Origin of the sequence: Pseudoalteromonas sp. (assembly GCF_041629635.1) — a bacterium.
Classification (GTDB): Bacteria; Pseudomonadota; Gammaproteobacteria; order Enterobacterales; family Alteromonadaceae; genus Pseudoalteromonas.
On the sequence record NZ_JBFKMX010000034.1, the window covers coordinates 1 to 22,633 of the forward strand.

Annotated in this window: 22 protein-coding genes; 13 read left to right on the plus strand and 9 right to left on the minus strand. The window is 39.4% G+C overall.

Going from position 1 to position 22,633, the window contains the following annotated elements:
* From ABYD77_RS07140 to ABYD77_RS07155, 4 genes are all read right to left on the minus strand, one after another.
* A partial coding sequence (locus ABYD77_RS07140) for an enoyl-CoA hydratase-related protein (RefSeq protein WP_372768409.1) occupies positions 1-595 on the minus strand: 595 nt, incomplete at its 3' end.
* Positions 596-604: 9 nt separating this feature from the next.
* On the minus strand, positions 605-2,212 hold the full coding sequence (locus tag ABYD77_RS07145; RefSeq protein WP_372768411.1) for a carboxyl transferase domain-containing protein: 1,608 nt from the start codon (positions 2,210-2,212) through the stop codon (positions 605-607).
* Positions 2,213-2,220: 8 nt separating this feature from the next.
* On the minus strand, positions 2,221-3,396 hold the full coding sequence (locus tag ABYD77_RS07150; protein WP_100913354.1) for an isovaleryl-CoA dehydrogenase: 1,176 nt from the start codon (positions 3,394-3,396) through the stop codon (positions 2,221-2,223).
* Between the two features lie 48 nt (positions 3,397-3,444).
* A complete protein-coding gene (locus tag ABYD77_RS07155; protein ID WP_274760685.1) occupies positions 3,445-3,843 on the minus strand; it encodes a MerR family DNA-binding transcriptional regulator in 399 nt (132 codons plus the stop codon).
* Between the two features lie 287 nt (positions 3,844-4,130).
* On the opposite strand from ABYD77_RS07155, the gene ABYD77_RS07160 reads away from it, so the two are divergent.
* The 9 genes from ABYD77_RS07160 (at position 4,131) to rmf (ending at position 14,134) form a co-directional block, all read left to right on the plus strand.
* Entirely contained in the window at positions 4,131-5,327 is a 1,197-nt protein-coding gene (locus ABYD77_RS07160; protein WP_372768414.1) for an acetyl-CoA C-acyltransferase, read from the plus strand.
* Between the two features lie 50 nt (positions 5,328-5,377).
* The gene (locus tag ABYD77_RS07165) at positions 5,378-6,868 is read left to right on the plus strand and encodes a CoA-acylating methylmalonate-semialdehyde dehydrogenase (RefSeq protein ID WP_372768416.1); all 1,491 of its coding nucleotides are present in this window, start codon (positions 5,378-5,380) and stop codon (positions 6,866-6,868) included.
* 35 nt (positions 6,869-6,903) lie between these two features.
* Positions 6,904-8,061 carry an acyl-CoA dehydrogenase family protein gene (locus ABYD77_RS07170; protein ID WP_010560111.1) on the plus strand — a complete coding sequence of 386 codons (1,158 nt, stop codon included), beginning with the start codon at positions 6,904-6,906 and terminating at the stop codon, positions 8,059-8,061.
* A gap of 10 nt (positions 8,062-8,071) precedes the next feature.
* Positions 8,072-8,848: an enoyl-CoA hydratase gene (locus tag ABYD77_RS07175; protein ID WP_372768418.1), complete on the plus strand. Its 777-nt coding sequence runs from the start codon at positions 8,072-8,074 to the stop codon at positions 8,846-8,848.
* Complete coding sequence (locus ABYD77_RS07180) at positions 8,848-9,951, plus strand: enoyl-CoA hydratase/isomerase family protein (RefSeq protein ID WP_372768420.1); 1,104 nt, start codon at positions 8,848-8,850, stop codon at positions 9,949-9,951. Before ABYD77_RS07175 ends, ABYD77_RS07180 begins: the two co-directional genes overlap by 1 nt.
* Positions 9,952-9,953: 2 nt before the next feature.
* Positions 9,954-10,850, plus strand: coding sequence for a 3-hydroxyisobutyrate dehydrogenase (mmsB, locus tag ABYD77_RS07185; RefSeq protein ID WP_372768456.1), 897 nt, complete (start codon positions 9,954-9,956; stop codon positions 10,848-10,850).
* Between the two features lies 1 nt (position 10,851).
* On the plus strand, positions 10,852-11,613 hold the full coding sequence (locus ABYD77_RS07190) for an SDR family oxidoreductase (RefSeq protein ID WP_372768422.1): 762 nt from the start codon (positions 10,852-10,854) through the stop codon (positions 11,611-11,613).
* Positions 11,614-11,701: 88 nt separating this feature from the next.
* A complete protein-coding gene (locus ABYD77_RS07195; RefSeq protein WP_372768424.1) occupies positions 11,702-13,543 on the plus strand; it encodes a protein kinase in 1,842 nt (613 codons plus the stop codon).
* Between the two features lie 420 nt (positions 13,544-13,963).
* Positions 13,964-14,134 carry a ribosome modulation factor gene (rmf, locus tag ABYD77_RS07200; protein ID WP_010560105.1) on the plus strand — a complete coding sequence of 57 codons (171 nt, stop codon included), beginning with the start codon at positions 13,964-13,966 and terminating at the stop codon, positions 14,132-14,134.
* Between the two features lie 55 nt (positions 14,135-14,189).
* Here rmf and fabA read toward each other — a convergent pair whose 3' ends face one another.
* On the minus strand, positions 14,190-14,705 hold the full coding sequence (gene fabA, locus ABYD77_RS07205; protein ID WP_372768426.1) for a 3-hydroxyacyl-[acyl-carrier-protein] dehydratase FabA: 516 nt from the start codon (positions 14,703-14,705) through the stop codon (positions 14,190-14,192).
* 146 nt (positions 14,706-14,851) lie between these two features.
* Between fabA and ABYD77_RS07210 the strand changes: the two genes are divergently transcribed.
* From ABYD77_RS07210 to ABYD77_RS07225, 4 genes are all read left to right on the plus strand, one after another.
* Positions 14,852-15,706 carry a 6-carboxytetrahydropterin synthase gene (locus tag ABYD77_RS07210; RefSeq protein WP_372768428.1) on the plus strand — a complete coding sequence of 285 codons (855 nt, stop codon included), beginning with the start codon at positions 14,852-14,854 and terminating at the stop codon, positions 15,704-15,706.
* Positions 15,699-16,514, plus strand: a complete 816-nt coding sequence (locus tag ABYD77_RS07215; protein WP_372768430.1) for a M23 family metallopeptidase — start codon at positions 15,699-15,701, stop codon at positions 16,512-16,514. The genes ABYD77_RS07210 and ABYD77_RS07215 overlap by 8 nt, the downstream gene beginning before the upstream one ends.
* A 2-nt stretch (positions 16,515-16,516) precedes the next feature.
* Positions 16,517-16,942 (plus strand): acyl-CoA thioesterase, encoded by a 426-nt coding sequence (locus ABYD77_RS07220; RefSeq protein ID WP_372768432.1) that lies wholly within the window; start codon positions 16,517-16,519, stop codon positions 16,940-16,942.
* 82 nt (positions 16,943-17,024) lie between these two features.
* Positions 17,025-17,456, plus strand: a complete 432-nt coding sequence (locus ABYD77_RS07225) for a DUF962 domain-containing protein (protein WP_372768434.1) — start codon at positions 17,025-17,027, stop codon at positions 17,454-17,456.
* 22 nt (positions 17,457-17,478) lie between these two features.
* Here ABYD77_RS07225 and ABYD77_RS07230 read toward each other — a convergent pair whose 3' ends face one another.
* Genes ABYD77_RS07230 through ABYD77_RS07245 form a run of 4 tightly spaced genes read right to left on the minus strand, consistent with a single transcriptional unit; the run spans position 17,479 to position 22,607 of the window.
* Positions 17,479-18,798 (minus strand): Na+/H+ antiporter family protein, encoded by a 1,320-nt coding sequence (locus ABYD77_RS07230; RefSeq protein WP_372768436.1) that lies wholly within the window; start codon positions 18,796-18,798, stop codon positions 17,479-17,481.
* Positions 18,795-20,735, minus strand: coding sequence for a DUF3488 and DUF4129 domain-containing transglutaminase family protein (locus ABYD77_RS07235; RefSeq protein ID WP_372768438.1), 1,941 nt, complete (start codon positions 20,733-20,735; stop codon positions 18,795-18,797). Before ABYD77_RS07235 ends, ABYD77_RS07230 begins: the two co-directional genes overlap by 4 nt.
* Positions 20,728-21,699, minus strand: coding sequence for a DUF58 domain-containing protein (locus ABYD77_RS07240; RefSeq protein ID WP_372768440.1), 972 nt, complete (start codon positions 21,697-21,699; stop codon positions 20,728-20,730). The genes ABYD77_RS07235 and ABYD77_RS07240 overlap by 8 nt, the downstream gene beginning before the upstream one ends.
* 2 nt (positions 21,700-21,701) lie before the next feature.
* Entirely contained in the window at positions 21,702-22,607 is a 906-nt protein-coding gene (locus tag ABYD77_RS07245) for an AAA family ATPase (protein ID WP_372768442.1), read from the minus strand.
* Positions 22,608-22,633 lie beyond the last annotated feature (26 nt).

Consider the following 22,633-nt stretch of genomic DNA (forward strand, 5'->3'; position numbering starts at 1 on the left):
CATTTTGTAAAATTGCATGAAGTAGGGTGTCGAGTGTATCTTCAGGTGAATCTGACACTTCATGAACTAAACCAAGTGCAAGTGCTTTATCAGCAAAAAATACTTCGGCCGTTTGGAAATAACGGCGCGCTTGACGCTCACCAATTGCATTAATCACATATGGGCTAATTACCGCTGGGATAAGGCCAAGTTTTACTTCGCTCAGGCAAAATTTCGCTTTTTCATCAGCCACAGCAATATCACAACAGGCAATTAAACCAAGGGCACCACCGAAAGCTGCGCCTTGCACTAGACATAACGTTGGCACTTTAGTTTCAAACAGTACCTGCATTAAACGAGCAAGCTCCATTGAATCCGCCACGTTATCTTCAAAAGTATTCGACACCATGGATTTCATCCAGTTTAAATCAGCACCCGCGCTAAAATGCTTGCCTTCGCCTTTTAATACTAACGCGCGAATATCCAATGTGTTGGCATATTCAATTTGTTGGATCAGTTGTGCGATAGTGTGTGCGTCAAATGCGTTATGTACTTCGCTGCGTTCAATTGTAAGCGTCGCAACTTTTTGTTTTGTTATTGTTAAGGTTACAGACATCACTTACTCCTACATTCTAAATACGCCGAACTTCGATTCCTGCTCTGGTGCATTTTTTGCTGCACTTAAAGCAAGTCCGAGTACATTTCGTGTTTCAGCAGGGTCTATGATGCCATCATCCCACAATCGTGCACTGGCATAATACGGATGGCCTTGTTCTTCATACTGCGCAATAATGGGCTTTTTAAATGCGGCAACCTCATCGTCGCTCATTGCAAGCCCTTTGCGTTTTAAACCATCTTGCTTTACTTGGGTTAATACCCCAGCGGCTTGTTCACCACCCATTACTGAAATACGAGCATTAGGCCACATCCACATCATGGTTGGCTCAAATGCGCGACCACACATGCCGTAGTTACCAGCACCATACGAACCACCAATCAAAATAGTGAATTTAGGCACATCCGCGCAGCTCACAGCTGTTACCATTTTCGCGCCGTGTTTCGCAATGCCTTCAGCTTCGTATTTTTTACCCACCATAAAGCCGGTAATATTTTGTAAAAACACCAATGGAATATTGCGCTGGGCACAAAGCTGAATAAAATGCGCGCCTTTTTGCGCTGATTCGGAGAAAAGAATACCGTTGTTGGCAACAATACCTACAGGCATACCAAAAATCTCAGCAAAGCCAGTTACTAAAGTTTCACCAAAGTATTGTTTAAATTCATCAAACGATGAATCATCGACAACACGTGCAATCACTTCACGAACATCAAAGGGTTTTTTAAGATCCGTACCAACAATACCGTAAATTTCTTTGGCATCATAACGAGGTGCTTTGAAATCTGTTAAAATTGGTGCGGTAGGGCGTGTATGGTTTAAACGCGATACACATTGGCGTGCGATTGAAAGGGCATGCTCATCATTTTCAGCGTAGTGATCGGCAACACCGGATGTTTTACAGTGTACATCTGCGCCTCCAAGCTCTTCGGCTGATACTTCTTCACCGGTTGCAGCTTTTACAAGAGGTGGACCTGCTAAAAAGATGGTGCCTTGCTCTTTTACGATAATACTTTCATCTGCCATTGCTGGCACATAAGCGCCACCTGCGGTACATAAACCCATTACAACAGCAATTTGCGGAATACCTTTTGCTGACATACGGCTTTGGTTATAGAAAATACGGCCAAAATGCAGTTTATCTGGGAATACCTCATCTTGCTCTGGCAAGTTAGCACCGCCTGAATCTACCAAATAAATACACGGTAGATGACAACGCTCTGCAATTTCTTGTGCTCGCAGGTGTTTTTTTACCGTAATAGGGAAATAGGTACCGCCTTTAACCGTTGCATCGTTTGCGATGATCATACATTCAACGCCTTTAACGCGACCAATGCCTGCTACAACACCTGCACATGGGATTTGTTCTGGGTACACACCAAAAGCTGCAAATTGCGATACTTCTAAAAACGGTGATCCTTCATCTAATAAACAATTAATGCGGTCACGGACAAATAACTTACCGCGACTTCGGTGACGTTCAACTAAGCGCTCACCACCGCCCTGAGTTATTTCTTGCGTTTTAGCTTTTAAGTCATCAACAAGTGCCTGCATTGATTCAGTTTTTGTTAAAAAGTCTGAATCAAGCGGGTTAATATTTGAAGTTAATATGGTCATGGCACATCCTATTTACTTTCGTTAAATAGTTCACGACCAATCAACATACGGCGAATTTCAGATGTACCCGCACCAATTTCATAGAGCTTTGCGTCACGCAGTAATCGGCCTGTTGCATATTCATTGATATAACCGTTACCACCTAGAATTTGAATTGCATCTAGTGCCATTTTGGTAGCAAGCTCTGCAGCATATAAAATTGCGCCAGCAGCATCTTTACGGGTCGTTTCACCACGGTCACATGCTTTTGCAACGGTATAAACATAAGAACGTGCGGCATTCATTTGTGTATACATATCAGCAATCTTGCCTTGAATTAACTGGAAGTTACCAATTTCAGTATTAAACTGCTTACGCTCGTGAATATAAGGCACAACAATGTCCATACATGCTTGCATAATGCCAAGTGGACCACCGGCTAAAACAACACGTTCGTAATCAAGACCGCTCATCAGTACTTTCACACCTTGGTTTAATTCGCCAAGAATGTTTTCTTCTGGTACTTCACAATCTTCAAAAACCAATTCACAAGTGTTTGATCCTCGCATACCTAATTTATCCAGTTTTTGTGCTTGGCTAAAACCAGGGTACGATTTTTCAACGATGAAGGCTGTAATGCCTTTCGGGCCCGCTTCTAGATCTGTTTTTGCGTAAATAACAAAGGTATCTGCATCTGGACCATTAGTGATCCACATTTTATTACCGTTAAGAATGTATTTATCGCCACGCTTTTCAGCTTTTAAACGCATTGAAACAACGTCTGAACCAGAATTTGGCTCACTCATCGCAAGCGCACCAATGTGTTCACCTGAAATAAGTTTTGGTAAATATTTTTCTTTTTGCGCTTGGTTACCGTTACGGGCAATTTGGTTTACACATAAATTTGAATGTGCACCGTAGCTTAAACCAATAGACGCACTGGCACGGCTGATTTCTTCCATTGCAATTACGTGTTCAAGGTAACCTAGGTTAGAACCGCCAAATTCTTCATCAACGGTTAAGCCCAATAAACCCATTTCACCAAACTTTGGCCAAAGCTCATTTGGGAACATATTGTCGATATCAGTTTTTTCAGCAAGTGGGGCAATTTCATTAGTTGCAAAACTATTTACATGGTCACGGATCATGTCGGCTGTTTCACCAAGACCAAAATTTAATTCTTTATAAAGAGAAACGGTGCTCATTGTGTGTGTCCTATTGATGTTTTGTTGTCATAAGGTGTGGTTATTATTTTAAGCTTCGTCTAGGTTTTTTAGCGTGTCACGGCAACGACGCTCAGCAGTAACAAGTTCCATTAAAACAACTTTAATGTCATCCATTTGCTGTTCAAGATGTGCTTTTTTATCTGAGATTAACTCAAGCATAATTTTAAGTTGAGTTGCACTTGATTTGTCGGCATCATACAGCTCAAACAAACGGCCTGTTTCAGCAAGCGTAAATCCTAGGCGTTTTCCTCGTAAGATCAGTTTTAAACGCACTTTATCGCGTTTACTATATATACGTGTTTGCCCTTGACGGCGGGGCGTAACCAGACCTTGGTCTTCATAAAAACGAATGCTTCTAGTTGTTATGTCAAATTCTTTTGCAAGTTCGCTAATACTAAAGGTCTGTTCTGTATTTTCTGTACTCATCTAAACTACACCTCATTAATTTGGTAATTAACTATAAGTGAAGTTTACGTAAAGGTAAAGCTGTGTGCTTAGGTAAGATGTTTATCTTACCTAATTAGTCTTGAATATATACGCTAAAAATTAACGTGAATGCATTGTATTTCTGACATTCTGCCTTAAATTCATTACACAATTACCCTTCATTGTCATTATTTCTTAACACTATAAAAGGTATGACATCTAGATTTACGTTTGCGTAAACGTAATTTTTATGTATGCTGAAAACATATAAATTTTGGAGATAACAAATGTCTGTTGAAAATTCTCAAATCGATCCAGTAGTAATTGTAAGTGCAAAACGCACAGCAATGGGCGGTTTTATGGGTGCTTTATCATCGGTAAATGCAACTGATTTAGGTGCTACAGCAATTAAAAGTAGCATTGAAAGCTGTAATCTAAACGTTGATATGATTGACGAAGTCATTATGGGCTGCGTTTTACCAGCTGGTCTTGGTCAAGCACCTGCGCGTCAAGCAATGATAAAAGCAGGTCTCAATTTAGCAACAGGCGCAACAACCATCAATAAAGTATGTGGCTCTGGCTTAAAAGCAGCGATGTTAGCCCATGACTTAATCAAAGCAGACAGCATTAACGTGGCAGTTGCTGGCGGTATGGAAAGTATGAGTAATGCACCTTACTTCTTACCAAAAGCCCGTGGCGGTTTCCGTATGGGCCATGGTGAAATTAAAGATCATATGATGGCTGATGGTTTAGAAGATGCATACGACAACAAAGCAATGGGCTGCTTTGCTCAAGAAACAGCTGATAAGTATGGCTTAACTCGTGATGATATGGATACCTTTGCAATTTCATCTCTTTCTAAAGCTAACGCTGCAATTGAAAGTGGTGCATTTGAAGCTGAAATTGCGCCACATACCTATTCTAGTCGTAAAGGTGATGTGACAGTAGCAATCGATGAGCAGCCAGGTAATGCGCGTCCTGAGAAAATACCAAGCCTACGCGCTGCATTTGCAAAAGATGGCACCATCACAGCAGCAAACTCATCGTCTATTTCTGACGGGGCTGCGTCACTTGTTTTAATGAAAGCGTCAAAAGCATCAGAACTTGGTTTAACACCACTTTGTGAAATTAAAGCCCATGCGACAAATTCACATATTCCAGCTGAATTTACTACCGCGCCAATTGGTGCGATGGAAAAAGTGTTAGACAAAGCGGGCTGGTCAAAAGAAGACGTTGATCTTTGGGAAATTAATGAAGCATTTGCCATGGTAACTATGCTTGCTATTAACGAAATGCAACTTGATAACAATAAAGTAAACGTGAATGGCGGTGCATGTGCACTTGGTCACCCAATCGGTGCAAGTGGCGCACGTATTTTAGTAACGCTTATTCATGCACTTAAAAACCGTGGCCTAAATAAAGGCGTGGCATCACTGTGTATTGGTGGTGGTGAAGCGGTTGCAATGGCAATCGAAGTAAAATAATTAAAAATGAAGGCGCGTTTATGCGCCTTTTTTATTTGGGGAGAAGAATAATGGTAAAGGTTCCTTTATATATTAATGGCGAAATGCGCCAGTCGGAATCAAATGAATTGTTAGATGTTGTAAATCCAGCTAACCAAGAAGTACTGGCACAAGTTCCTCTAGCAACAGACAGCGAAATTGATGAAGCGATTGCCTCTGCTAAAGAAACGTTTAAAACTTGGAAAGATGTACCTGTAACAGAACGTGCACGCATTATGATGCGTTACGCAGCTCTTTTAAAAGAACATCATGACGAGCTAGCAACGATTATTTGTCACGAATTAGGCAAAACGTTTGAAGATGCCAAAGGCGATGTGTGGCGTGGTATTGAAGTTGTTGAACAAGCAGCTAACGCGCCAGCATTAATGATGGGTGAAACCGTTGAAAACGTAGCGCGTAATATCGATACCTATTCGTATATGCAGCCACTTGGTGTGTGTGCTGGTATTACACCATTTAACTTTCCTGCGATGATCCCACTTTGGATGTTCCCAATGGCGATTGTTTGCGGTAATACCTTTATTTTAAAACCGTCTGAGCAAGACCCACTTACACCAATGCGCTTAGTTGAACTGTTTGAAGAAGCTGGCGCACCTAAAGGTGTATTACAGGTTATTCATGGTACAAAACACCAAGTAGACCGTATTTTAGATGAGCCAAGTGTACGTGCAATTTCATTTGTTGGTTCATGTGGTGTCGGTGAGTACATCTATTCACGTGGTACAGCGAATCTTAAACGTGTTCAAGCCTGTGTAGGTGCTAAAAACCACATGGTAATTATGCCTGATGCGAAAAAAGAGCGCGCCATTTCAAACCTTGTTGGTGCATCAGTTGGTGCGGCTGGTCAGCGCTGTATGGGTATTTCAGTTGCTGTATTTGTTGGTCAATCAAAAGAATGGATTAACGAATTAAAAGAAGAATTTACCAAAGTACGTCCTGGCGTTTGGAATGACCCAGAAGCAGCCTATGGCCCTCAAACATCTCCACAAGCAAAAGCACGTATTTTATCAATTATCGAAAGTGGTAAAGCGCAAGGTGCAACGTGTTTAATAGACGGCTCTGACTTTGTTGTTGAAGGTTATGACAAAGGTAACTGGGTAGGCCCAACGTTATTTACTGATGTAACGCGTGAAATGGACTTATACAAAGAAGAAATTTTCGGCCCTGTGCTTGCGTGTATTTGCGTTGATACGCTTGATGAAGCAATCCAAATTATCAATGAAAGCCCATACGGTAATGGTACGTCTTTATTTACTGCTTGCGGTGCTGCAGCACGTAAATTCCAGCATGAAATTGAAGTAGGCCAAGTAGGTATTAATGTGCCAATTCCGGTACCACTTCCTTTCTTCTCATTTACTGGTTGGAAAGGCTCATTCTATGGCGACCAGCACACCTATGGTAAACAAGGTGTTCGTTTTTACACTGAGACTAAAACAATTACTGCACGCTGGTTTGAAGATGATATCGCAACCGGTCCAAATATGAGTATCAACCTACGATAAGGCGTTTGCCTTATCTGCCGTTCAAAGGGGTGACTATGAATTTTAATCTAACTGAAGATCAACAAGCGTTTGCAGAAACCGCCAAACAGTTTGCTATGAGCGAATTACTACCAAATGCGGGCAAGTGGGATCAAGAACATATTTTTCCAAAAGACGTAATCCAAAAAGCGGGGGAACTAGGTTTCTGTGGTTTATATACGCCAGAAGAAGCTGGCGGTCTTGGTTTATCGCGTCTTGATTCGAGCATTATTTTCGAACAACTGGCGATGGGCTGTACTGCAACGACTGCCATGCTAACCATTCACAATATGGCTACTTGGATGATTGCAAGCTTTGGTACTGATGAGGTGAAAGCACAGTATTGTGATGAGCTTGTTATGGGTCAATTGCTTGCATCGTATTGCTTAACTGAACCAGGTTCAGGTTCAGATGCTGCATCTCTTAAAACTAAAGCGGTTTTAGAAGGTGATGAATACGTTATTTCTGGTTCTAAAATGTTTATTTCAGGCGCTGGCGAAACTGATTTATTAGTGGTTATGGCGCGCACTGGTGAAGATGGACCGAAAGGTATTTCGGCTTTTGTTGTTGATGCAAACGCAGCGGGTATTGAATACGGTAAAGCAGAAGAAAAAATGGGCTGGAATGCACAACCTACACGTCTTATTTCGTTTGATGGTGTGCGTATCCCAAAACAAAACTTGCTTGGTCAAGAAGGCGAAGGGTTTAAATTTGCCATGATGGGCTTAGATGGCGGCCGCATTAATATCGCGACCTGTTCAATTGGTACCGCGCAGCAAGCACTGAACACAGCAAAAGAATACATGCTTGAGCGTAAGCAATTTGGCAAACCGTTAGCAGCGTTCCAAGCACTGCAATTTAAACTTGCAGATATGAACACAGAACTTGTAGCTGCCCGTCAAATGGTACGTCTTGCTGCATTTAAATTGGATGAAAAAGATCCTGAGCGCACTACGTATTGTGCTATGGCAAAACGCTATGCAACCGATGTTGGCTTTAAAGTATGTGACGATGCACTGCAACTTCACGGTGGCTATGGTTATATCAAAGAATACCCTTTAGAGCGCCATTTCCGTGATGTTCGTGTACACCAAATTTTAGAGGGTACAAATGAGATTATGCGCCTAATTATTGGTCGTCGTATTTTAGCTGAAGGTTCACAAGAGATTCTGTAAGGAGAGCATAATGAGCGCACAAATCAAATTATCGATTGAAGGGCATATCGCAGTTGTTACTATGTCTAATCCACCGGCGAATACATGGACTAAAGAAACACTGACGCAACTTCGAGATATGGTCGCTGATCTGAATAACAATAAAGATGTGTATTCGCTTGTGATCAAAGGGGAAGGTGAAAAATTCTTCTCAGCTGGCGCGGACCTAAACCTATTTGCCAGCGGCGATAAGGGCGTTGCCGCTGAAATGTCGATTATTTTTGGCCAGGCGTTTGAAGCGTTAAGTAACTTCCGTGGTGTATCTATTGCAGCAATTAACGGTTACGCCATGGGTGGCGGTTTAGAAGTGGCACTTGCATGTGATTTACGTATTGCTGAAGAGCAAGCACAAATGGCATTGCCTGAAGCAAAAGTTGGTTTATTACCTTGTGCTGGCGGTACGCAAAACCTTGCATGGCTGGTAGGTGAAGGCTGGGCAAAACGCATGATTTTATGTGGTGAGCGTTTAACTGCTGAAAAAGCCTATAATATTGGCCTTGTAGAAGAGGTTGTTGGTAAAGGTGAAGCGTTTGATAAAGCCATTGCACTTGCTAAGCAAGTTGAAGATCAAAGCCCAACTTCGGTTGCAGCCTGTAAATCGCTGATTCAACATAGCCGCTCAGGCACTATGACTTCTGCGCTACCACTTGAGCGTGAACTTTTCATCAATCTTTTTGACACGCAAGACCAAAAAGAGGGCGTGAATGCCTTTTTAGAAAAACGCAAAGCAAACTGGGTGAACTGTTAATGGCTGTTGTTACGTTTGAAACAAAAAATACCGATATCGGGTTTGTTATCGGTATCGCAACCTTAAACGTTGAAAAGGCACTTAATGCGCTTAATCTTGAAATGATTGAGCTGCTATATAATCAATTGCTTGATTGGCAAAATGATGAAAACGTTAGCATGGTGCTTTTACAAGGTGCGGGCGATAAAGCGTTTTGCGCCGGTGGTGATGTTGTTAGCTTGTACAATGCAATGCATACCGGTCAGCCAAGCGATTACATCGAAACATTTTTCACTAAAGAGTATCGTTTAGATTACCTTATTCATAATTATGTAAAACCGCTTTGTGTGTGGGGTAACGGCATTATTATGGGAGGCGGCCTTGGTTTAATGGCAGGTGCATCGCACCGTGTATTAACCGAATCATCGCGTATCGCTATGCCTGAAATTACCATAGGTTTATACCCAGATGTCGGTGGCAGTTATTTTTTAAATAAAATGCCAACACAAGTGGGGTTATTTTTAGGATTAACGGGCGCATCGGTCAATGCCCTCGATGCGCTTTATATTGGTTTAGGCGACACTGTAATTGAGCATCAATTTAAAAGTGAGCTAATAGATTCACTTTTAAGTACCAAGTGGTCAACCAATGCTGATCAAAACCATCAAGCGTTAAGTCATCTATTAACAACGTTTAATGCAAAAAGTGATATTGACCTGCCAGCCAATGTTGAATTGCACAACGCAGTATTTGCTGCAATGGCAGAAGTCGACGCACTTACCGATAAAGTGGATGCCATTTTATCGTTTAAAACAGACGATAAATGGTTATCGCGTGCGCAAAAAGGTCTTTCACATGGTAGTCCTCTGAGTGCCCATTTAGTTTATCAACAGCTTAAGCGTGCAAATGGCTTATCACTCAAAGAGTGTTTTCAAATGGAACTTGGTATGAGTGTACGTTGTGGTCAACTTGGTGAATTCAAAGAAGGTGTGCGTGCATTACTAATTGATAAAGACAACGCCCCTCAATGGCAATTTGACGCCATCAGCAATGTAGATAGCGATGTGATTGAATCATTCTTTAATGTTGAATGGTCAAACGGGCATCCACTAACGGATTTATAGGAATAATCATGGCAAATATTGGATTTATTGGTTTAGGTAATATGGGCGGCCCAATGGCTGCAAACCTTGTTAAAGCTGGTCATTCAGTTACAGTATTTGACTTAAATGATTCAGCAGTAACGGAACTTGTTGAAAAAGGTGCTAATAGCGCCACAACTGCTTTAGCATGTGCTGAAGAAAAAGACTTTGTAATTACCATGCTACCTGCAGGCAAACACGTTAAGTCAATTTATTTAGATGAAAACGGTGTAGGCGCAGCACTTACAAATAATACACAAGTGATTGATTGCAGCACTATAGATGCAGATACGGCTAAATTTGTTGCAAGCGAGCTTGCCAAACGTGGTGTAAGTTTTGTTGATGCACCTGTTTCTGGTGGTGTTGCTGGCGCAACGAATGGCACATTAACCTTTATTGTGGGTGGCAGTGTTACTGAATTTGAAAATGCTAAAACCGTATTAGCTGATATGGGTAAAAACATTTTTCATGCGGGCGATCATGGTGCAGGGCAGGTAGCTAAAATCTGTAATAACATGCTACTTGCTATTTTAATGGCGGGTACCAGCGAAGCACTTCAAATGGGTATCGATAACGGCCTTGATCCAAAGGTTTTGTCAGACATTATGCTGCAAAGTTCCGGCCGTAACTGGACGTTAGAATTATATAACCCTTGCCCGAATGTGCTTGAAAATGTGCCAAGCTCTAATGACTATAAAGGTGGCTTTATGGTTGATTTGATGGCGAAAGATCTCGGCCTTGCTATGGATACAGCAAGCAGCAGTCAATCAAATGTACCACTTGGCCGTTTATCGCAAAGCTTATATCAGTTAATGCAAAACCAAGAGATGGGTAATCTCGACTTCTCTTCAATCTTTAAGTTGTTTAATAAGGATTCTTAATATGCAAGTAAATGGTAAAACCATTGTTATTACCGGAGGTGCGCAAGGTTTAGGGCTTGCGATGGCACAACATTTTGCTGATAAAGGCGCAAATATTGCCCTTATTGATATGCAACAAGAAATGCTTGCAAATGCGAGGTCTGAATTAGGCACCACAACGGGTGTTATCCGCACTTACGTGTGTAATGTTACGCAAGAGCAAGAAGTTGAAGACACCTTTAACCAAATTAACAGTGACTTTGGTCAAATCGATGGCTTAGTAAATAACGCTGGCATTTTACGTGATGGCTTATTTTTAAAAGTCAAAGAAGGCAAAGTAACCAAAAAAATGTCACTAGAGCAGTTCCAATCTGTTATTGATGTTAATTTAACGGGTGTATTTCTGTGTGGCCGAGAAGCTGCAAACCATATGGTTAATAACGGTAATAAAGGCGTTATTATTAATATGTCGAGTGTGGCGCGTGCTGGTAATATGGGACAAACCAATTACGCAGCTTCAAAAGCCGGCGTTGTTGCAATGACCACCACTTGGGCACGTGAACTAGGTCGTTATGGTATTCGTGTGGCTGCAATAGCACCAGGTGTTATTCGCACCGCAATGACAGATGCTATGAAACCTGAAGCAAAAGAGCGTTTACTTAAAATGAAACCTGTTGGTCGTTTAGGTGAAGCAGATGAAATCGCACATACAGCCAACTTTATTTTTGAAAATGAGTTTGTAACAGGTCGCGTAATGGAAATTGATGGTGGAATCACTTTCTAACCACTAAAGCGTGTTTAAATCTAAAAACGAGTGGTCTTTCACTCGTTTTTTTCTTTATAATCAATAAAAACTCAGTTTATTTCCTTTCATGTCTAAAGCCATTCGTAATTTTTATATCAATGAAGAGCAATCTATTTATTTGCTTTCGCACATTGATGCTAAAAAACATAAGCAATGGCTAAAAATTTGCGAAAAGCAGCTTGAAAAACTGGGCTACCATGACGTTAAAGTAATTGGCTCAGGTGCATTTGGTTTTGTGTTTGTTGGCACAAATACCCAAGGTAAGGATTGCGTATTTAAGTTTTCACGAATTACGCTTACTCAAAGTGTTCGGGATCGCTTAGAAGATGAAGGCTATATGCTGTCACAAGTGAATAATCCTATGGTGCCCGAATTTTATGCCTTTGAGCGCATAAAAAAGCAGGGCATTTTAATGATGGCTTACGCCAAAGGCGATAACCTTGAACAAGTAAGCTTACAACATGGCCGTGTATCAGTGCCTTTTTTGGTAAATCTGGGTCTTGAACTTCGCAATATATTGCTGGCCCTTCGTAATCATAAGACAGGCTTTACCGAACAGCCTATAGTGCATGGTGATATTAAACCTTCTAATATTGTGTGGGATGAAAACACTAACCAGTTTTCGTTAGTTGATTGGGGCTCAAGTGTGTTTGCGCAAGAAGATGGTTTTGGCAACCCTGTTGCCGCTAACATGATGGATTTAATGAGCCATGATGCCAATTACTCTAATGCACGCATGGGTGATGTTTATTTTATTGGTGATGAGCAGATGTCGGGCGCTAAATCCTCGCCGCGTTTTGATGAGCAAGGCGTTGCATCTACGCTTTATGCGTTAGCGTCTGCGCAATCATGTCGTTTTGGCAATCTTGTATTACCTGCGAAAAGTTTGGGGTTGCCAATTGAATTTGCTAGCATTATTGATGGCATGCTGAGTAAAGATAAAACAACGCGAGACTTATCGGGTGATTATTTTATCAAAAACATGCCAAAAATTGCCAAAAGCTATTTACCTGATTTGCCACTTCATAAAGATAAACCACTTATTCCATTTTGGCATCACCCCTTTGATGATACACCGGATACTGTAGTGTACAGCTCGCGAAAACAATTTTTACGTCAAGCTGACAGTGAAAAACAGTTGGCTAAGGTTGAAGATGCGCAGTTAGATCGTTACTACAAAGAATTTCTGGTCGATATGGGTGATACTGAAAAAGCGTTTTTAGCGTCTATTTCCAGATTAGCAAAATACCCAGTGGTAGGCGGCTTAAGCTACCAATGGCGTGAAGATAATTTGTATGTTGAATCAAACTTGGTACTTCACGATGAATCTTATCGAAAAGCGTTTACGCAAGCAGTTAATAACACCATTCGTATTGCTCAGGGTATAAAGCAAAAAGGGTTATTTAAGTGTTGTTTATTCGATGCTAGGCAGACAATTCAACTTGAGCGTGACCAAGAGGGTGCGCTTATTTTCGATGAATTACCTACTTTAAAATATTCAGTCTCTGAAATGCCAGATAGCGAAATTGTGAGGCCACACAGTTATTTTGAAGATGGTAAAGATCCAGATGAGCAATTGACTCTACCAAATGAAATTCTAAAAGCGGTATTTGGCTTAAACCAAATTCATCATACGGGCTGTATAATTATTGAATCACTGCCTGAGCGTATCAAAGTGCATTATTATTATCGATTGTTAGAACCCGCTAAAAAAGGATTGTTTGAAAACTTACTTAATCGCATTATGTCGAACATTGTTCGGATTCGTGATGTGGGCGTTGCAGGCTTTATGAAGCTGCCGTATAAGAACACCCGCGAGTTTTCTCTTTGTGATCAACACCCTAGCTATTACTACCCAAAAAATCCAAAATTATTCATTGAAAATCAAATGGATAAGAGTAAATCGTAAAGTTCAAAAATTGTTTTGAAAAAAACACAAATAAAAATATTTATTCGCTTAAATTCATTTCATTAAAAAATAATTTTCCTATTTATATTTATCTGCATTGTTTTCCTAAATATGCAATTAAATCTTCATACATTTGTCATGTTTATTCTATCTAGCACGGATCGAATGTTTGATCTAACCTTATAAATATGGTCTTCTAGACATGTGGCTTTTAAGCCAATTTACTATCTCAATATGCAATTAAGGAGCAACTTAAATCTATGTAGAGCACTTCCATTTGTTAGCACAGTTGCTAACAAGGAAATGTTAAACACCCTTAGCTGTAACGGTTTTCGTTACTAATTTTAAGTTATTGGTTTTCGGGCACAGGCCCAACTTCAACATCCAATTAGTTTAATAAAAAAGGTGAGGACATTACCTATGAAGAGACAAAAAAGAGATCGTTTAGAAAGAGCACATTCTCAAGGTTATAAAGCAGGCCTAGCAGGTCGTTCCAAAGAAATGTGTCCGTATGACAATATTGACCCAAGATCTCAATGGCTCGGTGGATGGCGAGAAGCGATGGAAGATCGCACAATGTTTAAATCATAGTTTTAGGAGACGACGCCCACATAAAGTGGGCGTTTTTGCATTTGCTCGTTTTAAATTAAAACGCGCTAGTATCTTGGAAAAGACCTACTTTTAAATCTTTTGCTTCATAGATTACACGGCCATCAACTTCTACCGTACCATCTGCAAGACCCATAAATAATTTACGCTTAATAACACGTTTCATATTTAAACGATAAGTTACTTTTTTAGCTGTTGGTAAAATTTGGCCAGTGAATTTAACTTCGCCTACACCTAATGCGCGACCAAGACCAGGACCCCCTGACCAACCTAAGAAAAAGCCCACTAATTGCCACATAGCATCAAGCCCTAAACAACCTGGCATTACTGGGTCACCTTTAAAGTGACAGTCAAAAAACCAAAGGCTTGGGTCGATATCAAGTTCTGCAACGATTTCACCTTTACCATACTCGCCACCTTCATCGGTGATATTTATGATACGGTCCATCATAAGCATATTATCTGAAGGAAGGCGGCAGTTGCCTTCACCAAACATTTCACCACGACCACATGCTTCTAATTCGGCTTTGCTATAACTGTTTTTCTGTTCCATAACTTCTTTCTTTCTAAATTTTTCCGGCTACTTTAGCTTACACTTGTACGCCAAACAACTCCGAACAGTTGATTTTCAACAATTTGCTACTAATAGCGAAGTTATCCCTTTATAATTACAGCATTGTTAAAAAGCGCAGCTTATCTATGATTTTATTTGTAAAAGACTTAACTGTTATTGATTTTTCTTACCTTTGTGACAAACGAGGTCCGCTTGGCGAGAGCTGGATAGTTGACCTTGAAATGCACGGTGATCTTAACGATGAATCTATGGTGCTTGATTTTTCACTTGTGAAAAAACAAGTTAAGCGCATTATTGATGATGTTATTGACCATAAACTTGCTATTGCAACACAAGGTGATGCGGTTATTTCAAACCTAGGTGAACAAACTAACGTTAGCTTTAGTTTTGGCGAGCATCAACTTGCTGTGAGTTCGCCGCAGCAAGCATTTTGCTTTATCGATACAGACAAGATAGATGAAGCAAGTGTAAAGCTCTTCTTAGAAGACACGATTTTGCCACAATTACCAAAAAACGTGAGTAAAATTGTGCTTAATTTAAGACCAGAACATACCAATGGGTTTTATTATCACTATAGTCATGGTCTTAAAAAACATGATGGTAATTGTCAGCGTATTATTCACGGTCACCGCAGCACCATTGAAATTGAAGAAAATGGTATGCGAAGCCCAAGGCTAAATAAGTTATGGTGCCAAAAATGGCAAGATATTTATCTTGTCAGTGAAGAGGATCGTATTAACGCAGAGCAGCTTAAATTTGTATCACCCGTAGAAAGTGGTGTTCACTCTGCATATACCTCATCGCAAGGGTATTTTGAATTAAGTATCAGTGAAGCTGTGGTTGATATTTTACTCGTAGATTCAACCGTTGAATGTATTGCGCAACATATTGCGCATAGCTTAAAAAATGATAATCCAGAGTCTAGCTTCCGTGTAGCTGCTTACGAGGGTGTAGGCAAAGGTGCAATTGCCTATGCTTAAGAAATTATTTGCGCTTAGTTTGTATGTAATTAGCTCTGCCAATGCCCTTGAATTAAAAGGCCATTTAACACAAGGCGGCCTAGTTACCGGTCAGTTAAATAATGTTAAGCAAGTTAAGTTAAATGATACAACCCTTGCAATTACACCTGGTGGTCACTTTGTGTTTGGTTTTGGCAGAGATGAAGCGTTATCGCATACATTATCTTGGCAAACTGCTGATGGTAAATGGCATCAGCAACCACTGGTTATTACCAAGCGTGAGTATGACATTGATAGAATAACTGGGGTGGAGAAAAAATATGTTTCACCACCTAAGTCTGTGCTTGAGCGAACTAAAAAAGAAGCACAAGCTGTAAAAGAAGCGCGCAGTACCTTTTCACATAGAGAAGATTTTTTATCTCCAATATACCGCCCAGCATCAGGGCGTATTTCTGGTGTTTATGGTAGCCAGCGCTATTTTAATGGTACCCCTAAACGTCCACACTTCGGGTTAGACATTGCCAATAAAACAGGCACACCTATTTACGCACCTGTTTCTGGCAAAGTAGTATTTGCCGAAAATGACTTATACTACTCAGGTGGTACACTGATTCTGGACCATGGCTATGGTGTAACTACAACCTATATTCACCTTCACAAGTTACATGTTCAAGTAGGTAAGGATGTAAAATTAGGCGATAAAATTGCTGAAATAGGTGCAACTGGTCGAGTTACTGGCCCACACTTAGATTGGCGTTTAAACTGGGGGCAAGTCAGACTTGATCCCGCATTATTAATGCAAGTTGAACTTGCAAGTAAACAAAAGTAATCATGACAAAACAAGATATTATCGAACAACGTATTAGAGACTCAATCACCTCTGTAACAAAGACTGTATTTCCCGGTCGTACCAATCATCACAACACATTATTTGGTGGCGATGCATTAGCTTGGATGGATGAAGTCGCCTTTATTGCTGCCACACGTTTTTGTCGTAAACCTTTAGTAACTATTTCATCTGACCGTGTGGATTTTAAAGAAGCGATACCAGCGGGGAGTTTTGCAGAACTAGTAGCAACTGTTGTTCATGTTGGAAATACAAGTTTAAAAGTTGAGGTTATCATTTACCTAGAAACAATGCACAAAGATGATAAACACCAAGCTATTTCAGGCACTTTTACTTTTGTTGCGGTTGATGCTGAGCATAAACCAACACCGGTTGTTTGCGATTATATGCTAAACGGTTTTCCAAGTTAACAAGTAACTGGCTTTTTATACCTCAGTGTATTAATGTTGTTAGTGTAATTATTCTAATAAATCTAATAACACTGAGGTAATTATGAAAACGATAGAAGAGTGGTTTTCATTGTATGGCGAAAGCCATCAAAATACCACCAATATTAAAATTCACAAAGTTGCGGTACCGCTTATTTATTTTTCTGTCGTTGCTCTTATAACGGCTATTCCTGGTTTAACCGGTTTGATTTGTCTCTCTGTTATTTCACTGGCTGCATTAATCTTTTATTTTATGCTCAGCATTAAACTTGGCGTTGTTATGTCGTTATTTACAGGGCTTTGTATTTACGTAGCTCAAAACATTTCATTGTATGTTATCGAAATTGCAATAGCGGTATTTGTCATTGCATGGATTTTTCAATTTATTGGACATAAAGTGGAGGGCAAGAAACCGTCATTTTTCGATGATTTGAGTTTTTTACTTATTGGACCAGCTTGGGTATTTAACCCTATTTTTAATTTTGATAAACAATAAGAAAGGCCTTTGAAGGCCTTTCTTATAAAACCATTGCCGCTACCCAACCGAATATTAATAATGGAATATTAAAGTGAATAAAGGTTGGGATAACCGTGTCCCTAATATGATCGTGTTGATTATCAGCATTCAAGCCCGATGTCGGTCCAAGAGTTGAGTCAGAGGCAGGGGAGCCTGCATCTCCTAATGCACCAGCAGTGCCAACTAATGCAGCCGTAGCTAGCGGTGAAAACCCAAGTGATATTGCAAGTGGCACAATAATGGTTGCAACAATGGGTACCGTTGAAAATGAACTACCTATGCCCATGGTTATTAATAGTCCAATGATCAAAATAAGTGCTGCCGCAAATGCCTTACTGTCGCCAATTGAGGTCGAAATACTTTGCACAAGCGTTGATACTTCATTAGTTTGTTGAATAACCGACGCAAACCCTTGGGCTGATATCATAATAAAGCCAATCATCGCCATCATTGCAGCACCTTTACTAAAAATATCGGACGATTCTTGCCATTTAACAACGCCAAAAATCGTAAAAATTAGCACCCCAATTAAGCCACCCAATATCATAGAGTTTGTGATGGTTTGTGCATATAAAGAAGTGGCTATGGCGATGATGCCAACAGCAATCACTTTACTTTTATTTTTTGGAAGCCTGATTTCAGAATTTTGATTAATTTCTTGATAAGTACGTTCTTTGCGATAGCTAAAAAACACAGCAATCATGAGGCCGATTAACATACCTAATGCAGGAATGATCATCGCATTAGGCACACTTGCGGTATCAATTTTTAAGGCATTCTTTTCGAGGTTTGCGTGCACAATATCGAATAAAAATATACCGCCAAAACCGTATGGTAATACCATGTATGCTGTTGCTAAACCAAAGGTTAAAACGCATGCTACTGCACGGCGATCGAGTTTTAAGTGGTCAAAAATAATGAGTAGGGGCGGAATAAGGATTGGAATAAACGCAATATGAACAGGAACCAAGTTTTGTGAACTTATCGAGATCAACAAAATCAGCGATAATACGCTCGCTTTAATAAAAAGCTCAGAATAGCGTGATTGTTCACCTTTTATTTGGTTTATTAATCTATCAGCGAGAATATCCGTCAGTCCCGATTTAGCAATTGCTACCGCAAAGCCACCGAGCATTGCATAACTGAGCGCTGTTTTGGCACCACCTTGTAAACCTTCGTTAAAGGCCAGCAGTGTTTGTTCAAGACCAAGACCTGCGGTTAATCCTGTAGTGATTGCCGCAATTGTCATTGCCACTATCACATTTATACGTAGTAAACTTAAAATCAGCATTACAATAACGCCGAGTACGACTGAGTTCATAGTTGTCTCTTATATTTTATATTATTGACATTACGCTTAAGCGTTTTAGTTTGTGCTTTAGTTAGCGTTTTACCACCATAACGGTGGCGACTATAAAGCTCTAAAAAGCTCTTAAAATCTCTCTTATGTTCAGGTAATGAATCGCTTAATCGTGTTAAAAAAACCTCAATTGTTTCACCAGTTTTGCGTTGTAGTCCTTTTCCCTTTGCATAGTTTTCTATTGAAAGCAAATAATACACAATAGGATCATCATAATGTAATCTGCGTTGCCATAATTTCAAAGACAAAAAAGTCAGTAAAAACAGGCCTATTAACGAGATGATGATAGCTATTTTGATAGCACTCACATCTTCAATTAATTTTTTAAGTAGTTCTTTTTGTGCAGTGTTATCAAAACCTAGTACCCATGCTGTCCATTTATAATCAAGTTGTTCTAAATACAGGCGCAACTCGTTAAATAGTGCAATTTCACTTAAACTTGTTAGACCAAGGCCGATATTATCTTCAAAGTCATTTCGCGTACTTTCTAGCTGTGATAACGAACCATACAAACGATCAGGCTCTACATAGGCTGTAGCATCAAATATTACCCACCCTATATTATCAACCCACACTTCTGTCCATGCATGTGCATCATACTGATAAACTGATAAATATTCTTCATTTTCCGCAAACTCACCGCCCAAATATCCTGAAACAACCCTAGCAGGAATGCCTGCAGCTCGAAATATAAATGCGCTACTACTGGCATAGTGTCCGCAAAACCCTTTTTTACCTGTCATAAACTGATCAATCTGGTTATTATCATTGTAACTGGGTGGTTTTAACGTGTATTTAAACCCATTATCGATGTAATGGCGTGCCAATAAGTTAATAAACATTTCTGTTGAATTAGTTTGTGATTTAATTTTTTTTGCTAACTCGATACTTTCCAAATTTACATTTCTCGGAATTTGTAAATTTTTCCAGTATTGACTTTTCGACAACTCTGAATTCAGTGTTATTTCACTAAATTCGTAAGTAAACTTTTGATTATTCGGATTAGGTCGATATAAATTTCCATTAATAGTGGTAAAAATATCAGCTTCATCGACATGACCATAAAACAAAGTCGGAAGCCAGTTTAAAGACGATTGTTCATGTAAAATTTTTATTTTTTCTGCGGCTTTTTTTAGGTCATAATCTAATAATTTTTTTTCTGCGCTTTCTGAAATATTCCAAGATCTACCATCAAACAATTCGTGTACCATTGCACGCCAATAGTAAGGCGCTTTATGTTCTTTTGAAATAATGGCTCGAAATGCTAAATTATCTGATTTTGTTAAATCTGCAATATTGAAAGGATTTACGGATTCGGATAATCCAACTTGCGCAGTCGAAAGACTCGGCATTCGCCAAAACGCAGGTAGTTTTGGTAGAAATAAAAACAGTATACAGGTGATAGGTAAACTTAGCGCTAAAAGTTTGATTGCGCGAACACTACTGTGGCTGGTTACTTTGTGGTTTGTCAGTAAATATAGCGCAGTTATGTTAACTAAAAACAAAAGTAATACCAAAAATGTAACATGTAAGGATTGGTAAAATAAAAACACACAACATGATATAAAAAAATTTACTAAAACAATTGATTTTATTTGTCTTTGTTGCGTTGCTATTAATAATTTCAAGCAATTTGCTTGCAATAACATCGCGACAAATAAGTTAACTAATTCATTTGTACCTATAGTTAAAAATAGGGTTAATGTACATGCAACCGCTAATATATTAGCAACTACTATGGTTGGTGCATTTGCCTTGGTATAGCTAATTGCAAATACCCAGATGATTAATAGTGCAACGGTTGCAATAAAAAACACAGCTAATTCATCAAACAGTAATGCACTGGTAATCGCAATAATTAATGCTGAAAGGTTTTTGACTTTGTCTTGATTAAACATCACTTAACCTTTCTAAGCATTCAGTCATATGATTTTTGCCACTATTAAGATCAACCTTACTATTGGGCAATACTAAACTGTACCGCAAACTTTCTTGCTCAGCATGGGTTATTAGGTAGCTAAGGTGTTGTAATTTTTGCTCTAAATTCCCAGGTACTGTGTTCAAATTAAATTCATATTCGTTTGAACTGCCTGCACTAAAATCTTTTGTTGCTAACACTTGGTGTTTTGCATAATGCTTCCACGAAATGCGATTAACTTTGTCACCTTCTATATATGGCCTAACACCCTGATAATTTTCGCTTGCTGCTGTAGTCTTACGGCTGTCGTTTTCAAATTCCAGCTCGGCTTTAGTTACTTGGTGAATAGAATAGGATAAAGGTGTAGGGTAGATGTATGTTTGAACTTCTGAAACGAAATAACTCCACGTAGTTACCAAGCCAAATGGATAACGTGACAACAATTTTATACGCGGCAGAATGTGAACACCCCGTTTTGACACGTTTATTTGAATATTCAATTTAAATAGTTGGTTATCAATAGCATCAATAAATTTGCTCTGGATATTTTCACCTTCAATTTCAAGGCTAGTAGTACCATCGCGATTATTTAAATGAAACTGTGCATGATAACCAGTATTCTGATAACCCGCACTTGTATGCGATAATGTTATGTTAAGATTGTATAGGTTGATAAATGCAACAATAAAGTTAACTAATAAAAATGAAAGCATTAAATAGCTGAACATAATTACCAAGTTATTTTGGTAATTAATACCAAGTACATATACTAGTAAATTCACAAACAAGTACGCCAAACCAAACTTACTTGGCAAAATATAAATATTCTTATGACTTAACGTGATTGTCTTTGCGCTATGTTTACGCTTTTTTAATAGTCCATTAAACCAGGCATTAAAATATGAATTAACTTTTTCGCGCAAGTTTTTTTTAGTATCGGACATAACTATGGCTTGATTTTTATTTTGTTTAGTAAGTCATAGGAAAGCTTATTAGTTGTATTACTCGTAACGCCGAGTCGATGTTCTGCAACTGATGGAAAGATTGCCTGTACATCATCGGGTACTACATAATCTCGCATATGAATAAATGCCCATGCTTTCGCAGCGTTTGCTATTGCAATTGACGCTCGAGGGGACAGTGCCATAGGGTAATCTTGATTGTTTCGAGTTTCGTTCACCAAATCAAGTATGTACTCAACAACCACGTCAGATAAAAGCACATCATTAACTAAAGATTGCATATCAATTAAAGTTGTAGGGTCTAGCAGTGCGTTTATTTTTTTGGCCGCAGTGCTTATCTCCCCCAGTAAAATCGCCTTTTCAGATTGTTTATCAGGGTAACCTAAACCAATGCGCATGAGAAATCGGTCAAGTTGTGATTCGGGTAACGGATAGGTTCCTGCTTGATGCATTGGATTTTGTGTAGCAATTACAAAAAATGGCATGGGCAATGGATGGCATTTACCATCAATACTTACTTGTTGCTCTTCCATTGCTTCAAGCAATGCACTTTGTGTTTTAGGACCCGCTCGGTTAATCTCATCAGCTAAGACTACTTGATTAAATAATGGACCAGGATGAAAATGAAATGTTTGTTTATTAGGGTCAAAAATGGTGCTTCCAGTAATATCAGATGGTAAAAGGTCGCTGGTAAATTGCACTCGTTGATAATTAAGACCAAGAATATTAGACAGTGCATGTGCAAGTGAGGTCTTACCCATACCAGGTAAGTCTTCGATTAACAAATGACCTTTTGCGAGTAAGCAACATAAAGCTAATTTTATTTGTTGTTGTTTACCTAAAATGACCGAATTTAACTGTTGGATTATTTGGTCAAGAGTCTTATTCATTTTATTACTATTCTGCTTGGTTAGAT